General features: G+C 56.4%; 13 protein-coding genes and 1 tRNA gene. 8 read left to right on the forward strand and 6 right to left on the reverse strand.

The annotated features are described in order from the left end of the window. Nucleotides 1-3 precede the first annotated feature (3 nt). Together WCX49_RS05300 and WCX49_RS05305 are read left to right on the forward strand one after the other, a co-directional pair. Nucleotides 4-573: a YceI family protein gene (locus WCX49_RS05300; protein WP_345986543.1), complete on the forward strand. Its 570-nt coding sequence runs from the start codon at nt 4-6 to the stop codon at nt 571-573. Next, the gene (locus tag WCX49_RS05305; RefSeq protein ID WP_345986544.1) at nt 570-1,190 is read left to right on the forward strand and encodes a DUF502 domain-containing protein; all 621 of its coding nucleotides are present in this window, start codon (nt 570-572) and stop codon (nt 1,188-1,190) included. The genes WCX49_RS05300 and WCX49_RS05305 overlap by 4 nt, the downstream gene beginning before the upstream one ends. Here WCX49_RS05305 and WCX49_RS05310 read toward each other — a convergent pair. Together WCX49_RS05310 and WCX49_RS05315 are read right to left on the reverse strand one after the other, a co-directional pair. Continuing rightward, complete coding sequence (locus WCX49_RS05310) at nt 1,174-1,647, reverse strand: CYTH domain-containing protein (RefSeq protein ID WP_345986545.1); 474 nt, start codon at nt 1,645-1,647, stop codon at nt 1,174-1,176. The genes WCX49_RS05305 and WCX49_RS05310 overlap by 17 nt on opposite strands. Before the next feature lie 272 nt (nt 1,648-1,919). After that, complete coding sequence (locus tag WCX49_RS05315) at nt 1,920-2,468, reverse strand: DUF4136 domain-containing protein (RefSeq protein ID WP_345986546.1); 549 nt, start codon at nt 2,466-2,468, stop codon at nt 1,920-1,922. Between the two features lie 70 nt (nt 2,469-2,538). Between WCX49_RS05315 and WCX49_RS05320 the strand changes: the two genes are divergently transcribed. Next, the gene (locus WCX49_RS05320; RefSeq protein WP_345986547.1) at nt 2,539-4,935 is read left to right on the forward strand and encodes a fatty acid cis/trans isomerase; all 2,397 of its coding nucleotides are present in this window, start codon (nt 2,539-2,541) and stop codon (nt 4,933-4,935) included. A 67-nt stretch (nt 4,936-5,002) separates the two neighbouring features. Then, nucleotides 5,003-5,290: a hypothetical protein gene (locus WCX49_RS05325; RefSeq protein WP_345986548.1), complete on the forward strand. Its 288-nt coding sequence runs from the start codon at nt 5,003-5,005 to the stop codon at nt 5,288-5,290. Here WCX49_RS05325 and WCX49_RS05330 read toward each other — a convergent pair. Continuing rightward, complete coding sequence (locus WCX49_RS05330) at nt 5,287-5,838, reverse strand: macro domain-containing protein (protein WP_345986549.1); 552 nt, start codon at nt 5,836-5,838, stop codon at nt 5,287-5,289. The genes WCX49_RS05325 and WCX49_RS05330 overlap by 4 nt on opposite strands. A gap of 257 nt (nt 5,839-6,095) precedes the next feature. On the opposite strand from WCX49_RS05330, the gene WCX49_RS05335 reads away from it, so the two are divergent. After that, nucleotides 6,096-7,658, forward strand: a complete 1,563-nt coding sequence (locus WCX49_RS05335) for a GGDEF domain-containing protein (RefSeq protein WP_345986550.1) — start codon at nt 6,096-6,098, stop codon at nt 7,656-7,658. Next, complete coding sequence (locus WCX49_RS05340) at nt 7,648-8,325, forward strand: hypothetical protein (protein WP_345986551.1); 678 nt, start codon at nt 7,648-7,650, stop codon at nt 8,323-8,325. The genes WCX49_RS05335 and WCX49_RS05340 overlap by 11 nt, the downstream gene beginning before the upstream one ends. On the opposite strand, the gene WCX49_RS05345 is transcribed toward WCX49_RS05340, so the two are convergent. After that, nucleotides 8,304-8,387, reverse strand: a tRNA-Leu gene (locus WCX49_RS05345). The genes WCX49_RS05340 and WCX49_RS05345 overlap by 22 nt on opposite strands. A gap of 154 nt (nt 8,388-8,541) precedes the next feature. Here WCX49_RS05345 and WCX49_RS05350 point away from each other — a divergent pair. After that, nucleotides 8,542-10,746: a DNA translocase FtsK 4TM domain-containing protein gene (locus WCX49_RS05350; protein WP_345986788.1), complete on the forward strand. Its 2,205-nt coding sequence runs from the start codon at nt 8,542-8,544 to the stop codon at nt 10,744-10,746. A gap of 155 nt (nt 10,747-10,901) precedes the next feature. Next, nucleotides 10,902-13,454, forward strand: coding sequence for a bifunctional aconitate hydratase 2/2-methylisocitrate dehydratase (gene acnB / locus WCX49_RS05355; protein ID WP_345986552.1), 2,553 nt, complete (start codon nt 10,902-10,904; stop codon nt 13,452-13,454). A 127-nt stretch (nt 13,455-13,581) separates the two neighbouring features. Here acnB and WCX49_RS05360 read toward each other — a convergent pair whose 3' ends face one another. Beyond that, nucleotides 13,582-14,616, reverse strand: a complete 1,035-nt coding sequence (locus WCX49_RS05360; protein ID WP_345986553.1) for a DUF2235 domain-containing protein — start codon at nt 14,614-14,616, stop codon at nt 13,582-13,584. Nucleotide 14,617: 1 nt separating this feature from the next. Continuing rightward, on the reverse strand, nt 14,618-17,089 hold the full coding sequence (locus WCX49_RS05365; protein WP_345986554.1) for an EAL domain-containing protein: 2,472 nt from the start codon (nt 17,087-17,089) through the stop codon (nt 14,618-14,620). Nucleotides 17,090-17,145 lie beyond the last annotated feature (56 nt).

Here is a 17,145-nt window from a genome sequence, read left to right on the forward strand (position 1 = left end):
GTAATGATGAAAAAGATTGCATTATCGGTTCTTGTTGCCGCCGCCGTCGCCATGGCAGACTGCAGCTACGTGAAAGAGGGCGACGTCAGCGTCAACTGGACGGCGTTCAAAACACCGATGAAGGCAGGGGTCAACGGGACATTCCGCTCCGTCGTCTACAAAGGGGCGGCCAAAGCGGCGTCGCTGACGGAACTGCTCAAGGGTGCCAAGGTGATGATCCAGACGAACAACGTCGAGTCGGGCAATGCCGGGCGCGACGCGAAGCTGGTGCAGTTTTTCTTCAACCAGATGGACGGACAGATGCTCGAAGCACAGATCCTCGCCGTGGACGAAGCGGCCAAGATCGTACTGGTCGAGGTGATCATGAACGGCAAAGGGCTCAACGTCCCGATGGCCTACAGCTTTGAAAAGGGTGTGTTCAGCGCAAAGGGCGTGATCGACCTCGGTGACTTCAAAGCCCTTGATGCGCTTACGTCCATCAACCGCGCCTGCTACGATCTGCATGCCGGCAAAACCTGGCAGGATGTCAATATCGGCTTTGCCATGAAGGTCGAGGAGAGCTGTACGAAATGATCGCCGCCGCCGTCAAGAAGATGATCCGCTTCCTCTTTGTGGGAGCGCTCTCCTTTTTTCCGCTGGTAGTGGTCCTTCTTGTAGTCAATTTTCTCAAGAACATCGGCCTCAGCGCCTATCTGCGGCTCAACACCCTGACCGATTCGGCCGATACGACGGTGCTGCTGATGTTCGGGGTGCTGGGAGCGCTGATCCTGCTGGGATGGACCATCGAACGCTACGGCCGCTCGGTCCTGCTCTCGGCGATCGACCGGATGTTCGAGAAGATCCCCGCGGTCAACACGATCTACTCCGTGTCGCGCAAGATCTCCAATATGCTGACCGGCAAGGATGATTCGGGCAAGAAAGAGGTAGTGCTCGTCGAATACCCCAAAGACGGCGTCTGGGTCCCGGCCTATGTCCTCAACCGCCACAACGGCATCTGCGTCCTCTTCGTCCCGACGTCGCCGAACCCTACCAGCGGCTACACGGTCCTGGTCAAGGATGAGCTCACCGTCCCGGTATCGCTTACGCTGGAGGAGGCCTCCTCATTCATTATCAGTATGGGGGCGGATTTCACCAAGCGCGACGAGGTGACGGAGAAGATCCACGGCGCGGGCGTTACGCCTCGTCCTTGAAATGGGCGTAGGGCAGGGTGCGCAGGTTGGAGTTGTAGTAGCGTTTGTCTTCGGTGACCTCGCGGGTCACCCAGGGCGGAAGCGCGAACGTTTCCTCGGGACTCTGCAGCTCGATTTCGGCAAGGAAGAGCCCCGCATTCTCGCCCTCAAAGATATCCACCTCCCATAGATGCCCCTTATACATGATCTCATAGCGCTTTTTTTCGATCAGCGGCGGTGCGCAGAGCTCTTCGAGCATGGAGAGGGCATCTTCGTAGGGAATAGGGTATTCGAATTCGCTGCGCACGAGCTCATGCCTTTTGCCTTTGAGGGTCAGATAGGCTTTGCCGTTTGTCGTACGGATACGGACCGTGACACCTTCGGACGGAATGTAGCCCTGCTTGATGACCAGCGGTGCGGGCAGCTCCGGAAGCCGGGCGGGGTCGATAAGAAATTTGCGTTCGATTTCGATTGCCATGGGGTATTGTAGCGCAGAAAAAAGGGGAAAAAGGCCGGGAGACTCCCGGCAGAAAAGTTCTTAGTGCTTGCGGTCGCCGGTGTTGTGGTAAAAATACATACCGTAGCCGATTACAGCGACGCTCGGGTAGAAAATGCCAAGCAGTTCGATCATTGTTCACTCCTTCGAAAATAAAGGGGTGTATGCTAGCGAAAAAAGTGGCTCTTTTTCCATTCAAATGAATTGAACAAAAAGATCAGTTTTTTTTCACGACTCCCTGCAGCCCCGTTTGCTCAGGGTTCCAGTCCCCTCGCGGGAAAGGCGTCGAGGCTCTCGGCAACCACCTTGTTGATGTACGCCGTCCGCTCCTGGGGCGTATCGAAGTGTTTCAGCCGGTCGGTCGCGACCGCGCGCCAGAAGATCTTGTTCCCGACAGGGTTGAGCATGTCGATGATGATCTTGGCCTCGTCGTAATCGTATTCACGCTGTACCGGTACCGTCATGGCGGCGCCGTACCCGTACCCGTAGTAGGGGAAGAAGCCGACCATCTGGAAATCGGTCGTCACCTGTTTTCTGGTGGTGACGTCGGTATGGAAGACGATGACGAAATCGGCACGCTCTTTGTCGACGGACAGATACCCCTTCTTGGTCATATCGGCGGTAATCGCGTTGGCGATCCGGCTCTGCGTCAGGGTCTCGACACCGTCTTTGAGGGGATAGACGACGGCGAAACGTTCAAGGGGTTTGAAATCGAATTCCGGATCGTAGTCGCGCTGCACCTGCATGCCGGAACAGCCGGCAAGCAGTAACAGAAGCCCTACGGAAAACAGCCGTGTAAGCATGGTGACTCCTTTCGTGCTTTTTAGCATTGTAGCAGGGCAATGCAAACGGGTTACGGTACACTTACACCCAATGAAACCGTTACTTTATGCCTTGACCATCCTCTTGCTCATGTTGGCCGGCTGTGCCCCGAAACCCTTCCCCCCTGTCGCCGTCGCCGTGTCCGAGCGCGCCATCGACTACACCAAAGAGGTCCGCCCCATTCTCGACCGCCGCTGTGTGGTCTGCCATTCGTGCTACAACGCCCCCTGCCAGCTGAAACTGAGTGCCTACGAGGGGCTGGAACGCGGCGCGTCGAAAATGGCGGTCTATGACGCCGAACGGCTCAGTGCCGCCCACCCGACCCGCCTCTTTGTCGATGCGGATTCCGCCGAAAAGTGGCATGAAGATTACGGATTCTTTTCCGTCACGGCCAGCAGTGCCTCGGGCCGTTTCAATGATTCGACGCTGATCAGCCTGCTCGAGGCCAAGCGCCGGCTGCCCCACATGGCCGGCGAATACCGGCCGGAGAACGACGAACTGACCTGCCCGGAGGACCATGACGAACTCGAAGAGTACCTGGACGAGTATCCGGACCGCGGGATGCCCTACGGGTTCCCGCCGTTGACAACCGCCGAGTATACGACACTGTCGCAGTGGATACAGCAGGGTGCATCAGGCCCGGGCAGTGAAGAACAGGCGGCGATGGAACGTCCGGCCGAACCGGACACGGCACTCCTGGAGGCGTGGGAGCGTTTTTTGAACCTGCCCGATGCCAAGCATGCCCTCACGGCGCGTTATCTTTACGAGCATCTTTACTTGGCCCACATCCGGTTCGGCACGCCTGAGGGCGCCTTTTACGAACTGGTCCGTTCCAAAACGGCCGCGCCTGCTCCGGTCGAGATTATCCCGACACTCAGACCCTACGACGATCCGGGCAAGGCGCCGTTTTATTACCGCTTCCGCCGGATCACCTCGACGCTGGTGCACAAGACGCATATGGTCTTTACCCTCGACGAACATCAGTTGGCGAAGGTCATAAGGAGCTTCATCGACACGCCGTGGCTGGAGACCCCGCATGTGATGGGGTACGGCGAGAAGGCATCGGCCAACCCCTTTGTGACTTATGCACAGATCCCCGCTTCGGTACGCTACGGCTTCTTGCTGGACAACAGCGAATATATCGTGCGGACGTTTATCCGCGGTCCGGTCTGCAAGGGGCAGGTGGCGCTGAACGTCATCAACGATCACTTCTGGGTCATGTTCCTCGACCCCAAATATGATCTGAGCCTTCAGTATCCGAACCTGCTGCGTTTCAACGAGAAGCAGCTCTCCGTGCCGGACGAACGGGGCAGCAATTTCCCGGCCTACCGCTTCTTCAGCGACCGGTACATCGAGCGGGCCGTCGATTACTACAAAGCGCGGGCGGATTTTTATTCGCTCATCTATACGGACGGGCTGGGGTATGACGCCATCTGGAAGGGTGTCGAGGCCGATGATGCGCCGCTGCTGACGGTCTACCGCCACTTTGACAGCGCCTCGGTGCACAAGGGTGTGCTCGGGGACCTGCCCAAAACCCTCTGGGTCATCGACTACCCGCTCTTCGAACGCATCTATTATGCACTGGTGGCCGGATTTGACGTCTTCGGCAACGTCGGGCACCAGACCAACGTCCGCCGCTATATGGACCGGCTCCGGGTGGAAGGGGAGAGCAACTACATCGACTTTATGCCGGCAGCTGTCCGCGGGAAGCTCTTCGATGCCTGGAACAAAAACCTCAATATCCTGGTGGAGGAAAAGCTGTTCTACCGCCCGGCGCGCATGCCGGCAGCCATCGCCTACCAGACCGATGACCCCAAACGGGAGTTCATCGAACACCTTGTCGATCACGAACTGCCCGCAACGACGGGGATCGGGTTCGACGCACTGAACTATTTCCGGGCGGGCGAAGCCCATCCGGACCTGCCGGAGCACTATCGGACCCGTGCAGATTACATCCAGGCCTTCCGCGCCGTCGAAAAACCCGGCACGGCGTTTATCCGTACGGTCAACGGGCAGCAGTCGAATCTGGCCTATGTCCGTGTCCGTATGCCCGAAGGGGAGGAAGATATGGTCTTCTCGGTCATTATCAACCGCTGGCACGATAACGTTGCTTTTCTGTTCGACGAACAGAGCCAGCTCGATCCTTCCAAAGACCAGGCGAACTTTATTTTCGACTTCGTCGGGTCCTATCCGAACATGCTGCTGGAGCTGGACGTCGACGAGGCGCCGGCTTTCTTCGATATGCTGCAGCATTACGAGGATACGCCGGAATACCGCCGCCGCTTTTTCCATTTCGGGATCACGCGGGACAACCCCCGTTTCTGGGAAGCGTACGACTGGTTCCAGAAACGTTTCGAGGCGATGCACCCCGTCGACGCGGGCCTGTTTGACTTGAACCGCTACTACTACCTCTCTTTGCCGCATGGTGCAGCGGCGGCCGGAGAGTAGAAAGGGCTCTCCGGCACTGAAATGTGTTACAATGGTTTCAAGCCACTTCATATTTAAGGAGAATCGGATGTCAAAATCGATGGTTGAACTCAAAACGCTGAAACTGGCGCATACGCAAAACGGTACGATCAGTATCGCGCACATCGAGGAGCCCTACGGCAAACATAGCAGTCCGGTGGTCAGCATTGCCATCGCGTTGGAAGGTGCATCCAGCGACTGGAAAGTCCATATTCCTTACGAAAACATCGATGAGGTGATCAAGGGACTCCAGGAAGCGAAAGCCTCCAACGAGGGGATGCCGCACCACGACAAACATACCGAAGACCTGAGTGCCGATACCGGCGGCGGCGCCTAGGCACGCTCCTCGCCGAAGACGCGCTGCATTAGTATGCAGTCGGCTTCGGAATGTCCATACAAGAACACTTCACACTCAAAATCGACTTCCCTTCTGAAAAAACCGCGATAGATTTCCAGCACATGACGTTTGTCCAGTCCGCCAACGCCCGTTCCCATCAGCGGCAGGGTAAGGGTGACCGTTGCAGAGGATGCAGCTGCATTGTCAGCAAGGAATGGCTCTATGTTTACGAGTATCGTTCGGATGTCATCGAGGCTCGGCGCGGTTTCGGCCGCATCCGGGCGGTAATCCATGACCGCGGCGTGCAGCACATGACGGAACGCGGTACAGCCTCCCGCTCCGGTGAGGAGGACATCCCCTTTGGAGAGGGGAGCGCTGCGCTCTCTTTTCCGGTTCATCTCCTCCTGCAACGCGGGCCCGCAGGCCGCTGCAAATGCCCCCGACACCCCCGAGCCCAATGCCAGTACCGTATTGGAGGGGTTGACGATGAAGTCTGATGCCGGTGCGTTCAGAAGGTTTCCCTTTTTTATCGTGATACGGTATGCCATAAACACATTGTAGCATCATCGCGGCGGGGCAGGGGAGCGGTCCATTGTTGATATTGAAATAATAGGATATGCAAGAGACGGTGGCTGGTCGTTTAGAGGATTTTGTAGTAACTTTAACAAATTACTACAATTTCCTTGACATGATCGTAGTAATTATGCTAGCATGAAAAATTGTGTGAAACCGTCGTCGCCGTGACGACGGTGCCAAAGCGGCCTACGGGGCCACCAAAAGGATGAACGACCGGACGGAGGGCATGATGCCGATTCGGACAATTCAGGACAAACACTACAAAGGGATCAGCGAACTCTACCGCAAGTCCGACGGTACCGTGACGGGTTACTACGTCACCTACCGCGACGAGGAGGGCAAGCCGGTCAAGCGGAGGGTCGCCGCCGATGACAAGGACGAGGCGCTTCGCAAACTGGTCGACATCAGAGATGAAGTCGACCGACTGAAACAGGAGAAGGCGATGAGCGCGCTCCCCCACACTGCCGAACACCCGGTGAAGAAAAACTCTGCTGCAGGCCAAAGTACAGACGTATCGCATGAGGTCCACTCCATGCACGATTGTCAGAAGCGGATCTCGGCATACGGTGGCAAAGCCGTCGTTCTGCTGATCGACATTGTCGCCTTCGATGACATCCGCATCCTCTACGGGTACGAGAAAGCGGAGCAGATGGTGGCGGAGCTTGAAGCTCTGGTCGCTTCGGCGCTCGGCCGGCTCAAAAATGACGGGTATTTCCGCACCCTCGGTTTCGCGGCGTTCGATTTCGAACTCTACCATCTTTATGCCGACCGGCTCTGCCTTTTTGTCAAAAATGACTTTTCGCACCGGCTGCTCGATTTTATTGCCGAAAAACTCCACGCCTCTGTGTCGGAGTACGCTTTCAGTGTCGTACCCGGGAACAGCATTCATATCAACGTTTCGATCGGTGCGAGCAAGGCGGACGGCGCGGTGAGCCTGATGTACGCGGAAAAAGCCCTTCAGGAAGCCAAACGGCTGCACAACAGCTATATCTTCTATGACAGCGGCTCCGCCGAGCGCAATGCCCATTTTTCCAACAAAACCTATGAACTGCTTCAGGAGAACATAGAACGCAGGATGGTGACCCCCTATTTCCAGGGGATATTCCGCAACGATGCTTTGACGAAACCGGCGAAGTTTGAGAGCCTGATGCGGCTGGTGGACCGTCAGGGAAGAATCCTCTCGCCGGCGGCTTTCCTGGAAAAGTCCAAAGAGTACCGCCTCTATACTCAGCTGATGCTCCAGATGATCGACAAGGTTTTTGACGTTCTGGCGCACTATGACGTCTCGGTGACGCTCAACCTCTCCTATGTCGATATCAACAACGTGCTGCTGAGAGAGTCTCTGCTGGAGCGGCTTGCAAAAGAGGGCGTCGGCCGGAGGCTGACGGTTGAAATCCTCGAGAGCGACCAGATCCGGGACCTGGAGACCGTCAACGAGTTCATTTTCAGGCTGAAAAAGAGCGGCGTTATGATTGCCATCGACGATTTCGGCAGCGGCTACTCCAATTATGACAACCTGCTGAATCTCGAGATCGACTATGTCAAGCTCGACGGATCGCTGATCTCGAAGATTCACGACCGCAAACACCGCATCATCCTCGGCAATATGGTCAATATCTGCCATGAGCTGGGAATCGAGACCGTGGCGGAGTATATCAGCGACACGGGGGTGCTGCGTATGGCGCAGAGCATCGGTGTCGACTATTTCCAGGGGCACCATCTGCACAAGCCCCAGCAGTGGGACGATGCCCTGCAGACCTTCGGTTTTACGGAGGCGGCCTATGCATCATGACGACAAGCGCCTCTCGGAGGTGACGGAACGGACGATGCGGCGGCTGATCAACGAAGCGGTCGTCCTGCCTTCGAAATACCAAGAAACGTTTGCGGAAGAGGAACAAAGAAGCCTGAACATGGCTGCGGAAAAAGCGGATGGCGATACGCTGCACCGTGAGATCGATCTGCTGCGCACGCACCTCTTTTCCGACGATGTCACGCCGGCGAAAAACCGTCTCTGGCTCTACAAACAGAAGCTCAATGCACGGCAGGGGTTCAGCGATGAGGGCTACCTGGTCAGCCTCCGTATCCCGGATTACGGGACAATCGTTGCTGAATACGACAGCATCATCGGTAACCGGGTCCTGATGCTGGTCTGCAGCTATGTGATCGAGTTCCTGAAAATGCAGCGGGTACATTTTGAAATTGCCCGCTATGCCGAAGGGGATTTCCTGCTCTTTATGCACCGGATCGATCAGGCTGAAGTTGAATCGCTTCTGCTCAATATGCAAAACGGCGCCGCCAACCATACGTTCAAGCACCGCAGCCGGATATTCGGTCTGACGTTCGATGCCGTTGCGATCCGCTACCTTGAAAATGAACCGTTTGCGACCGTCATGGACCAGCTTGAAGAAAAAAGGTTTGAAAAAAAAGTTGAAGAGGGTGGTACCGCTGGCCGGACTTGAACCGGCACACCCGAAGGTAACGGATTTTGAATCCGTCGTGTCTACCATTCCACCACAGCGGCATTTTGCAGAGCCGAATTGTAATGGATGCATCCTTAAAATAGGCCCGGAGCCATCCCAATGGGCGGGCAAAGCAGTTTTTGTTATAATCCCTAACACTACTTGAAAAGAGGATTGTTTTTGCGGCAGGCATTTTTTATTACTGTTTTGGCCATTTTGGTATATGCGGGGATCTCGACGATCATCGCGGATGCGGCCGTCATCGGGACGATCGGGGAGATTATCGCCAAGGCGAACCGGGCACTTTTCGGTTACGTGGCATTCGCCTACCTCTTCGTCCTGCTGTACCCGCTCTATCGTTATTACCGGAACAGTGAGATCGATGTTGAACGTACCGAGAAGGTCCTGGCGGGGATTCTCCTCTTTTTCTCCCTGCTGATCCTGCAGGCCCTCGTGACCGAGGGGCCGCTGCGCGGTGCGCTCGGTGCCGGTTTCGTCGATTTTCTCGAGCCCTATATCGGGACGTTCGGGCTCTGGGTCTTCTGGCTGATGACGGTGACGATCGCCGCCGTGATCCTGATCGATGCCGAAAAGTTCCCCTCGATGCCGAAACCGAAACTCCCTTTTTCGTTCCGCAAAGCGGAAGAGGATGATAATGACGAGGAGCCAGAATACTCCTCTTACACCCCGGCAGCCGGGAAACGGACGGTCGCGGCCGAGCAGCCGGGCCTGTTCGACGACGACCCTTTCGATACCCCGGCCTATGAACGGATGAAAATGCCGCTGGATTCGGAAGAGGCTCCTATCCGGCTCGTCTCGAAAGGCCCCAAAGAAGCATTGCCCGATGAGGGGGATGATGAAGAGGACCTTCCGGTGAGCACGCCGGCAGCGAAAGCGGGGACGATTCTCGCGTTGGCTGAGGGGGTCCGGCAGAAAAAGAGCGCCGTGATCGTCGAGGAGCTCGATGAGAACAAGAAGCTGCTCGAACAGATCGAGAAGGGTAAGTCGGAAAAGCCCAAGAACTTCAAGCTGCCCTCCCTCGACTTTTTTCAAAAGCCGCCGAAGCAGGGTAACAGCATTGATGAACGGGAGCTCGATGACAAGATCCGCGACCTGATCGAGAAACTGGCCCAGTTCAAGATCGACGGGGACGTTATCCGCACCTACGCGGGCCCGGTCGTTTCGACCTTTGAGTTCAAACCGGCTGCGCACATCAAGGTCTCGAAGATCATGAACCTTCAGGACGACCTTGCGATGGCCCTGCGTGCCGAGACGATCCGTATCCAGGCGCCGATTCCCGGCAAGGACGTCGTCGGTATCGAGATTCCCAACCACACGGTCGAGACGATCTACCTGCGCGAAATCTTCGAGAGCAAACTGTTCCAGGAGGCCAAGTCCCCGCTGACGATCGCGCTGGGCAAGGATATCGTCGGCAAGCCCTTTATCACGGACCTGAAAAAGCTCCCGCACCTCCTCATCGCCGGAACGACGGGTTCGGGCAAGTCGGTGGGGATCAACGCGATGATCCTCAGCCTGCTGTACAAAAACTCCCCCGACCAGCTGCGGCTGCTGATGATCGACCCGAAGATGCTGGAGTTCTCCATCTATAACGACATCCCGCACCTGCTTACCCCGGTCATTACCAAGGCCAAGCAGGCGATCGCGGCACTCAACAACATGGTCGGGGAGATGGAGCGGCGCTACCAGCTGATGAGCGAATCGCGTACAAAGAACATCGAGAACTATAACGAGAAGATGAAGCGCGAAGGCGGGCAGCCTTTCCCCTACATCGTCGTCATTATCGACGAACTCGCCGACCTGATGATGACCTCGGGCAAGGACGTGGAGTACTCCATCGCCCGCCTGGCGCAGATGGCCCGGGCCTCGGGGATCCACCTGATCGTGGCGACCCAGCGCCCTTCGGTCGATGTCGTGACGGGCCTTATCAAGGCCAACCTGCCGTCGCGCATCAGTTACCGTGTCGGTCAGCGTGTCGACAGCAAGATCATTCTCGATGCACAGGGGGCGGAATCGCTGCTGGGACGGGGCGATATGCTCTTTACCCCTCCGGGTGCCACGGGGCTGATCCGTCTGCACGCGCCGTGGAGTACCGAGGAGGAGATCGATCACATCGTCGAGTTCCTCAAATCCCAGCGTGAACCGCAGTATGACGACTCCTTCCTGGCCGAAAGCGGCAGCAACGGCAGCGCCGGTTCGGACGAGGGGAGTATCGAGGATATGGACGAACTATACGAAGAGGCCAAGGAGATCGTTCTGGCCGACCGTAAAACGTCCATCAGCTACCTGCAGCGCAAACTCCAGATCGGTTACAACCGTGCCGCCCGTATCATCGAGCAGATGGAACAGCGGGGTCTGCTGTCACCTCCGAACGCAAAAGGAAACCGCGATATCCTCGCTTGAGGATGTCTGTCTATATCCACGCCAAGAAAAGTGTTTCGAAACTAAACACATTGGAAACAAAATTTCAGAATTATGTTTCCTTTTGTAACATAAGAAATCTACTTGATTCTTTCCTTCGCTATAATCTCTCGAAATCTTCTTTACAGGATATAACGATGGCTTTTATGGACGAATACAAAGCGCATGTAGCAGAGCGTGAAGCTCTGGGCGTACCTCCACTTCCTCTGTCTGCAGCGCAGACGGCTGACCTGATCGAAATGATCAAGGCCGGCGAAGGCGATATGGCCGAAAATATCGATCTTCTGAAAAACCGTGTTTCTCCGGGTGTTGACGATGCAGCGTATGTCAAAGCGGCATTCCTCAATGACGTAGCACAGGAAAAAGTTACCGTCTCCAGCATCGCACCGGCTGCTGCGGTCGAAATGCTCGGGATGATGCTCGGCGGTTACAATGTCAAGCCGATCATTGATGCCCTTACATCTTCCAATGCCGCCGTTGTCGAAGCCGCCGTCAAAGCACTGAGCCATACCCTGCTCGTCTATGACGCGTTCAACGACGTCGAAGAGCTCCACAAAGCGGGCAACGCCGCCGCGACAAAGGTCCTTGAATCATGGGCAAACGCAGAGTGGTTCACGTCCAAAGCCGACCTTCCTGAAAAAATGACCGTTACGGTCTTCAAGGTCCCGGGTGAAACGAACACGGACGACCTCTCCCCGGCATCCGAAGCGTTTACACGCTCCGACATCCCGCTGCACGCAAACTCCATGCTGACGGCAAAGATGGACGACCCGATCGGTACGATCAACGCCCTGAAAGAAAAAGGCCACCCGGTCGCTTACGTCGGTGACGTCGTCGGTACAGGATCTTCGCGTAAATCCGGTATCAACTCCGTGCAGTGGCACATGGGTGAAGATATCCCGGGCGTTCCGAACAAGCGCACCGGCGGTGTCGTTATCGGCGGCATCATCGCACCGATCTTCTTCGCGACTTCCGAAGACTCCGGTGCCCTTCCGCTCGAGATGGACGTCACGCAGATGGAAACAGGCGATGTCGTCGACATCTACCCGTTCGAAGGCAAAGCAGAGAAGAACGGCGAGGTCATCGCGACTTTCAGCCTGCGCCCGAACACGATCACGGACGAGGTCCGCGCCGGCGGCCGTATCCCGCTGATCATCGGCCGCGGTCTGACCAAGAAAGCGCGTGAAGTACTGGGACAGGGCGACATCGATCTCTTCCTCAAACCGGAACAGCCTGCCGACACGGGCAAAGGCTATACGCTGGCACAGAAGATGGTCGGTAAAGCCTGCGGCCTCGAAGGTGTCCGCCCGGGCATGTACGTCGAGCCGGTCATGACGACAGTCGGTTCCCAGGATACGACAGGTCCGATGACACGCGACGAGATCAAAGAGCTTGCAGCCCTCGGCTTCAACGCGGACTTCGTGCTGCAGTCTTTCTGTCACACGGCGGCCTATCCGAAGCCTTCCGACATCAAGATGTACCACACGCTGCCGGACTTCATCTCCAACCGTTCCGGTGTCGCACTGCGCCCGGGCGACGGCGTTATCCACTCCTGGCTCAACCGTATGTGTCTGCCGGACACGGTCGGTACGGGTGCGGACTCGCACACGCGTTTCCCGATCGGTATCTCCTTCCCGGGCGGTTCGGGTATCGTTGCGTTCGCGGGCGTTACCGGTTCCATGCCGCTGACGATGCCGGAATCCGTACTGGTCCGCTTCAAAGGCGAACTCCAGCCGGGCGTCACGCTGCGTGACCTCGTCAACGTGATCCCGTATGTGGCGATCAAAGCGGGCGACTTGACGGTTGAGAAGAAAGGCAAGAAGAACATCTTCGCCGGCCGTATCCTCGAGATCGAAGGTCTGCCGGACCTGAAAGTCGAGCAGGCGTTCGAGCTCTCCGATGCATCTGCAGAGCGTTCTGCGGCGGCGTGTACGGTTCACCTGAACAAAGAACCGGTCATCGAGTACATCAAATCCAACATCGTTCTGCTCCAGGGTATGATCGATGCGGGCTACCAGGATGCGCGCACCCTGGCACGCCGCAAAGCGAAGATGGAAGAGTGGCTCAAAAACCCGGAACTGATGGAAGCGGACAAAGACGCCGAGTACGCAGCGGTTTACGAGATCGACCTTAACGAGATCACGGAGCCTATCCTCGCGTGCCCGAACGACCCGGATGACGTTGCAACCCTCTCCGAGGTTCTTGCAGACGAAAACCGCCCGCACAACATCGACGAAGTCTTCGTCGGTTCTTGTATGACCAACATCGGTCACTACCGCGCCCTGGGCGAAGTCCTCAAGGGTGAAGGCCAGGTGCCGACGCGTCTGTGGGTTGTCCCGCCGACCCGTATGGACGAAAAACAGCTCCAGGAAGAGGGCTACTACGCGATGTACGGTGCCGCCGGCGCACGTACGGAGATCCCGGGTTGTTCACTCTGTATGGGTAACCAGGCGCGTGTTGCGGACAACGCCATCGTCTTCTCTACCTCTACGCGTAACTTCGACAACCGTATGGGGAAAGGCGCGCAGGTCTATCTCGGTTCTGCGGAACTGGCAGCCGTCTGTGCGATGCTCGGACGCCTCCCGACAAAAGAGGAGTACCTCGAGATCGTACCGAAGAAGATCTCCGGCAAAGAAGCCGATATCTACAAGTACCTCAACTTCAACCTGCTCGAAGAGTTCGCACTTTAAGCAGCACTCCCCGTTTCGGGGAGTATCTTTTTTCTCCTGATTTTTCTACCGCATTTCTACTAACTCAAAACGCCCGTCCGCTGTTGCACTCTAAGCCGTGTGGATAGTCACGTGCCGTCAATAGGGGCTACGCTTCTTTCGCCGGCCACTGTTCCCACGGCTCGACGTCATAGTCCATTTCCAATACCCACGGATGATAGGCGCCCGGAGCGTTTTCGTGGCGTTGAAGCACGCTGGCGTGCACGACGGGTTTGCCGTGGGTGGATGCGTCCCAACGGCGGCGCTCGCGGCGGTAGAGGCTGGTCAGCCATGTGCCGCGGGAGTCGTGCATCACCCCCTTGGCATCTTCATGGGGGGTGACCGTGTGTTTCGGATAGATCAGAAGCCCGTGACCGATCGCCTGCCGGGTGAGCCAGACCATGGGGATGTCTGAGAGGTCCTGCTCTTTGTACCCTCCGCCGACGTCAGTATGCATCCCGCTGAACCACACCTGTTTGACGGTCTGCCACGCTTCGGTCTGCTTCTCCCACAGCACCGGGTGGAAGGTCTTGCGTTCATCGTCGATGGCCAGGGCATGATAGGCGTGTTTGATCGTTTCGCTGAGCCTGAAATTGTGGAAACGGTGGCGGAATCCCGGGATGCCGTCGAGCAGGACGCTGAGGCCCTTGATGGGAAGCCCGAGGGCGGCGACGGTGTCGTAGCAGCCGATGAATTCCACCTTCGTCCACATGTTGTGATGGTCTTTGAGAAAGGCGGCGGCTTTTGCCTTGCGTTTGCGCTCGTCCTTGATCATATAGATGTCATAGGCCCTGGCGATCAGTTCCGGGCGCGATTTCGGCAGGATGCCGAAGTAGTGCAGAAACCCTGAAAGGCTCCGCACCGTCGCCGCGCCCCGGCTGAAGCCGAAGAGGAAGATCTTGTCGCCCGCCTCGTAATGCTCGAAAAGAAAACGGTAGCACTGCTGGATATTGCGGGAGATCCCGAAGCCCCCGACGTTGCCGGTCAGCCGGTGCAACCCTGTCCCCAGGCCGGGGTCGTAAAAGGCGATCTGCCGTGGTGTCCGGTCCTCGATCATGTTGAAAAGCTTGTAGATGTTGGTGTTGTGGCCCTTGCCGCCCTCCTGGCCGGTGCCGTCGGAGAAGATTACGATGTTTTTGGCCATATTATCCCTTTTTGATTTGATCCCGCACAAAGTATTTGGCGACCAGTGCGCCGGCCGTCATGGGTCTGTCGAAATAGTAACCCTGGAAAATGTCGCACTGCATCTGATTGAGCAGCTCGACCTGCCGTGCGTTCTCCACGCCTTCGATCACGACTTTCATCCCCAGGGAGTGTCCCAGTGCCGTCATGGTTTTGACGATGACGGCCGTTTTCGGGTTGAACTCGATCTCGTCGATGAAGCTCTTGTCGATTTTAATGGTATCGACCTGAAAGGATTGAAGATAGGTAAATGTTGAATAGCCGGTTCCGAAGTCGTCAATCGCGATTTTGATCCCTGCATCGCACAGCGCCTTGATCTTCTGGATGTTGTCGGTGGAACTCTCGACGATGATCCGTTCGGTCAGTTCGAGCTCCAGCAGGTCGGGGGTGAGATCATATTCGGTAAAGAGATCCAGCAGGTCCCGGATGAAATAGGGGTCATTGATATCGACGGCGGTGACGTTGACGGCGGCATAGATCCCGTCCCATCCCATCCGCTGCCACTGCTTGAGCGCTTTGCAGGACTCTTCCAGCACCCAGCGGGTAATACGGAGAATCAGGCCGTTCTGCTCGGCGATGCCGATGAAGATGTCCGGCGTGAGAATACCGCGCTGGGGGTGGCGCCAGCGGATCAGGACTTCCACGCCGGAAAGCGTACCGTCCGTAGCGCTCACCTTCGGCTGAAAGAGGAGAAAAAACTCGTTCTTTTCCAGGGCTTCGAAGAGGTCGTTGTGGAGTTTGAGGCGTTCGAGGGCCATATTGTCCAGGACGGGGTTGAAAAAATAGAAGCGGTTCTTCCCGAGCTCTTTGGCCTTGTGCAGTGCCGAGTCGCTGTTCTTGATGAGGGTGTCGTAGTCCTCTCCGTCGTTGGGATAAAGGGCAATACCGACGCTGGCCGTAATATGCACGATCCGGTTGTCGAGGTTGAAGGGCTTGCGGATCTGGACAAGGATCTGCTCGGCGACATGCGTCAGCGTTTCCGTAGAATGGATGCGTTCGAGAATAATCAGGAATTCGTCCTGACCCATACGCAAAATGGTGTCGTAACGGCGAATATGGGCTTTGAGCCTGGAGCTGAGCAGCATCAGCAGCTGGTCCCCGACCCGGTGTGTCATGGAGTCGTTGATGGTTTTGAAATCATCGATGTCGATCAGCAGCACGGCAAAGGGAAGTTTGTCTTTTTTGGCGTAGTGCATGGCGGAGGAAAAAATCCGCTGCATCGAGTGGCGGTTGCCCATCCCCGTCAGCTGATCGATATAGAGCAGTGACTGCAGCTGGTCTCCCAGGGCGTAGGAGAGGACGACGATCTTGAGCAGGACGCCGATCTGCTGGGAGTGCAGGATGATCCAGGTGGAAGGGATCAGCCCGAATTTATGGAGTGCGAGCAGGGTGGAACCTGCAAAGAAGAGGCTCCAGGCACCGAGGTAGAAGCGGGCCCGTCTTTTGTTGAACTGCAGGACGACAAATGCGGCCGAGAGCAGGATGAGCGGCGTTACGGCTGCCAGGAGGGTCGTGAGTTTGACCGTGAGGTAGTAGAGGTCGAAAAAACTCATGCCCATCGGAAGCAGGTTGATCATGATGACGACGTTCAGTACCGAATGCAACCTGGGGGTATAGAGCGCCGTTTCCAGGAAGCGCTGGCCGAACAGTACGGCGGACCAGATGGTGAGGTTGACAAAGAACGGGACCCCCGCGTTATAGAACCACGGATAATCGGGCAGAAGCAGCACGGGTGTGAAACCGTCGAAAGAGAGCTGCATCATCGTATAGAAGACGATAAAACCGACATAGTAGAGGTAGATGATTTTTTTGAAAATCAGGAAAAAGATAAAGTTGTACAGTGACAGGATGATGAGGATCCCGTAAAAGATGCCGTAGAAGAGGTAGCTTCTGAGGTCGGCGTCCTGCATCGCCTCGGGGTCGTTGAGGGTGATGGGAAGGTCGATCGCCGATTCGGAACGGATTTTCCAGACCAGCGTAGTCGTCTTTCCCGGTACGAGGGTGATCGGAAAACGGAAGTCCAGGCTGGAGACAGGACGGGATGCGACAGGCCGTCTGTCGCCGCTGGGAAAGTAGGCAAGGATCTGGCCGTTTTCGATGACATAGAGGTCGACGTAATCGAGCAGCGGACTGGCCAGTTCCACCACCCAGGCATTCTCTGTCACGGAAGTGTTTCTGATCATGGAACGCAGCCAGATGGTGTCGTCGGTATAACCGAAGGGCAGCTCTGTCTTGTCGACCGTATTGCAGATCGGCGGGACCCTGTTCTCGAGGAACATGTCGATGTTCAGTGTGTTGAGGTGATCCATACAGAGCAATACGGAGGAGGTGAGGTCGTATTTTTTCCCGCTGGATGTGACATCGACTACCGTCTCGGCATAGAGAGGATGGAGAAAGATATAAAATAAAATAAAAATATGAAAAACTGTTTTCATGGGTTCATTATACAAGAATGGTCTCTTATTTGTGTTAACCGAGTGAAATTATGATT

It is taken from the genome of Sulfurimonas sp. HSL-1656 (genome assembly GCF_039645585.1).
GTDB classification, from domain to species: domain Bacteria; phylum Campylobacterota; class Campylobacteria; order Campylobacterales; family Sulfurimonadaceae; genus Thiomicrolovo; species Thiomicrolovo subterrani.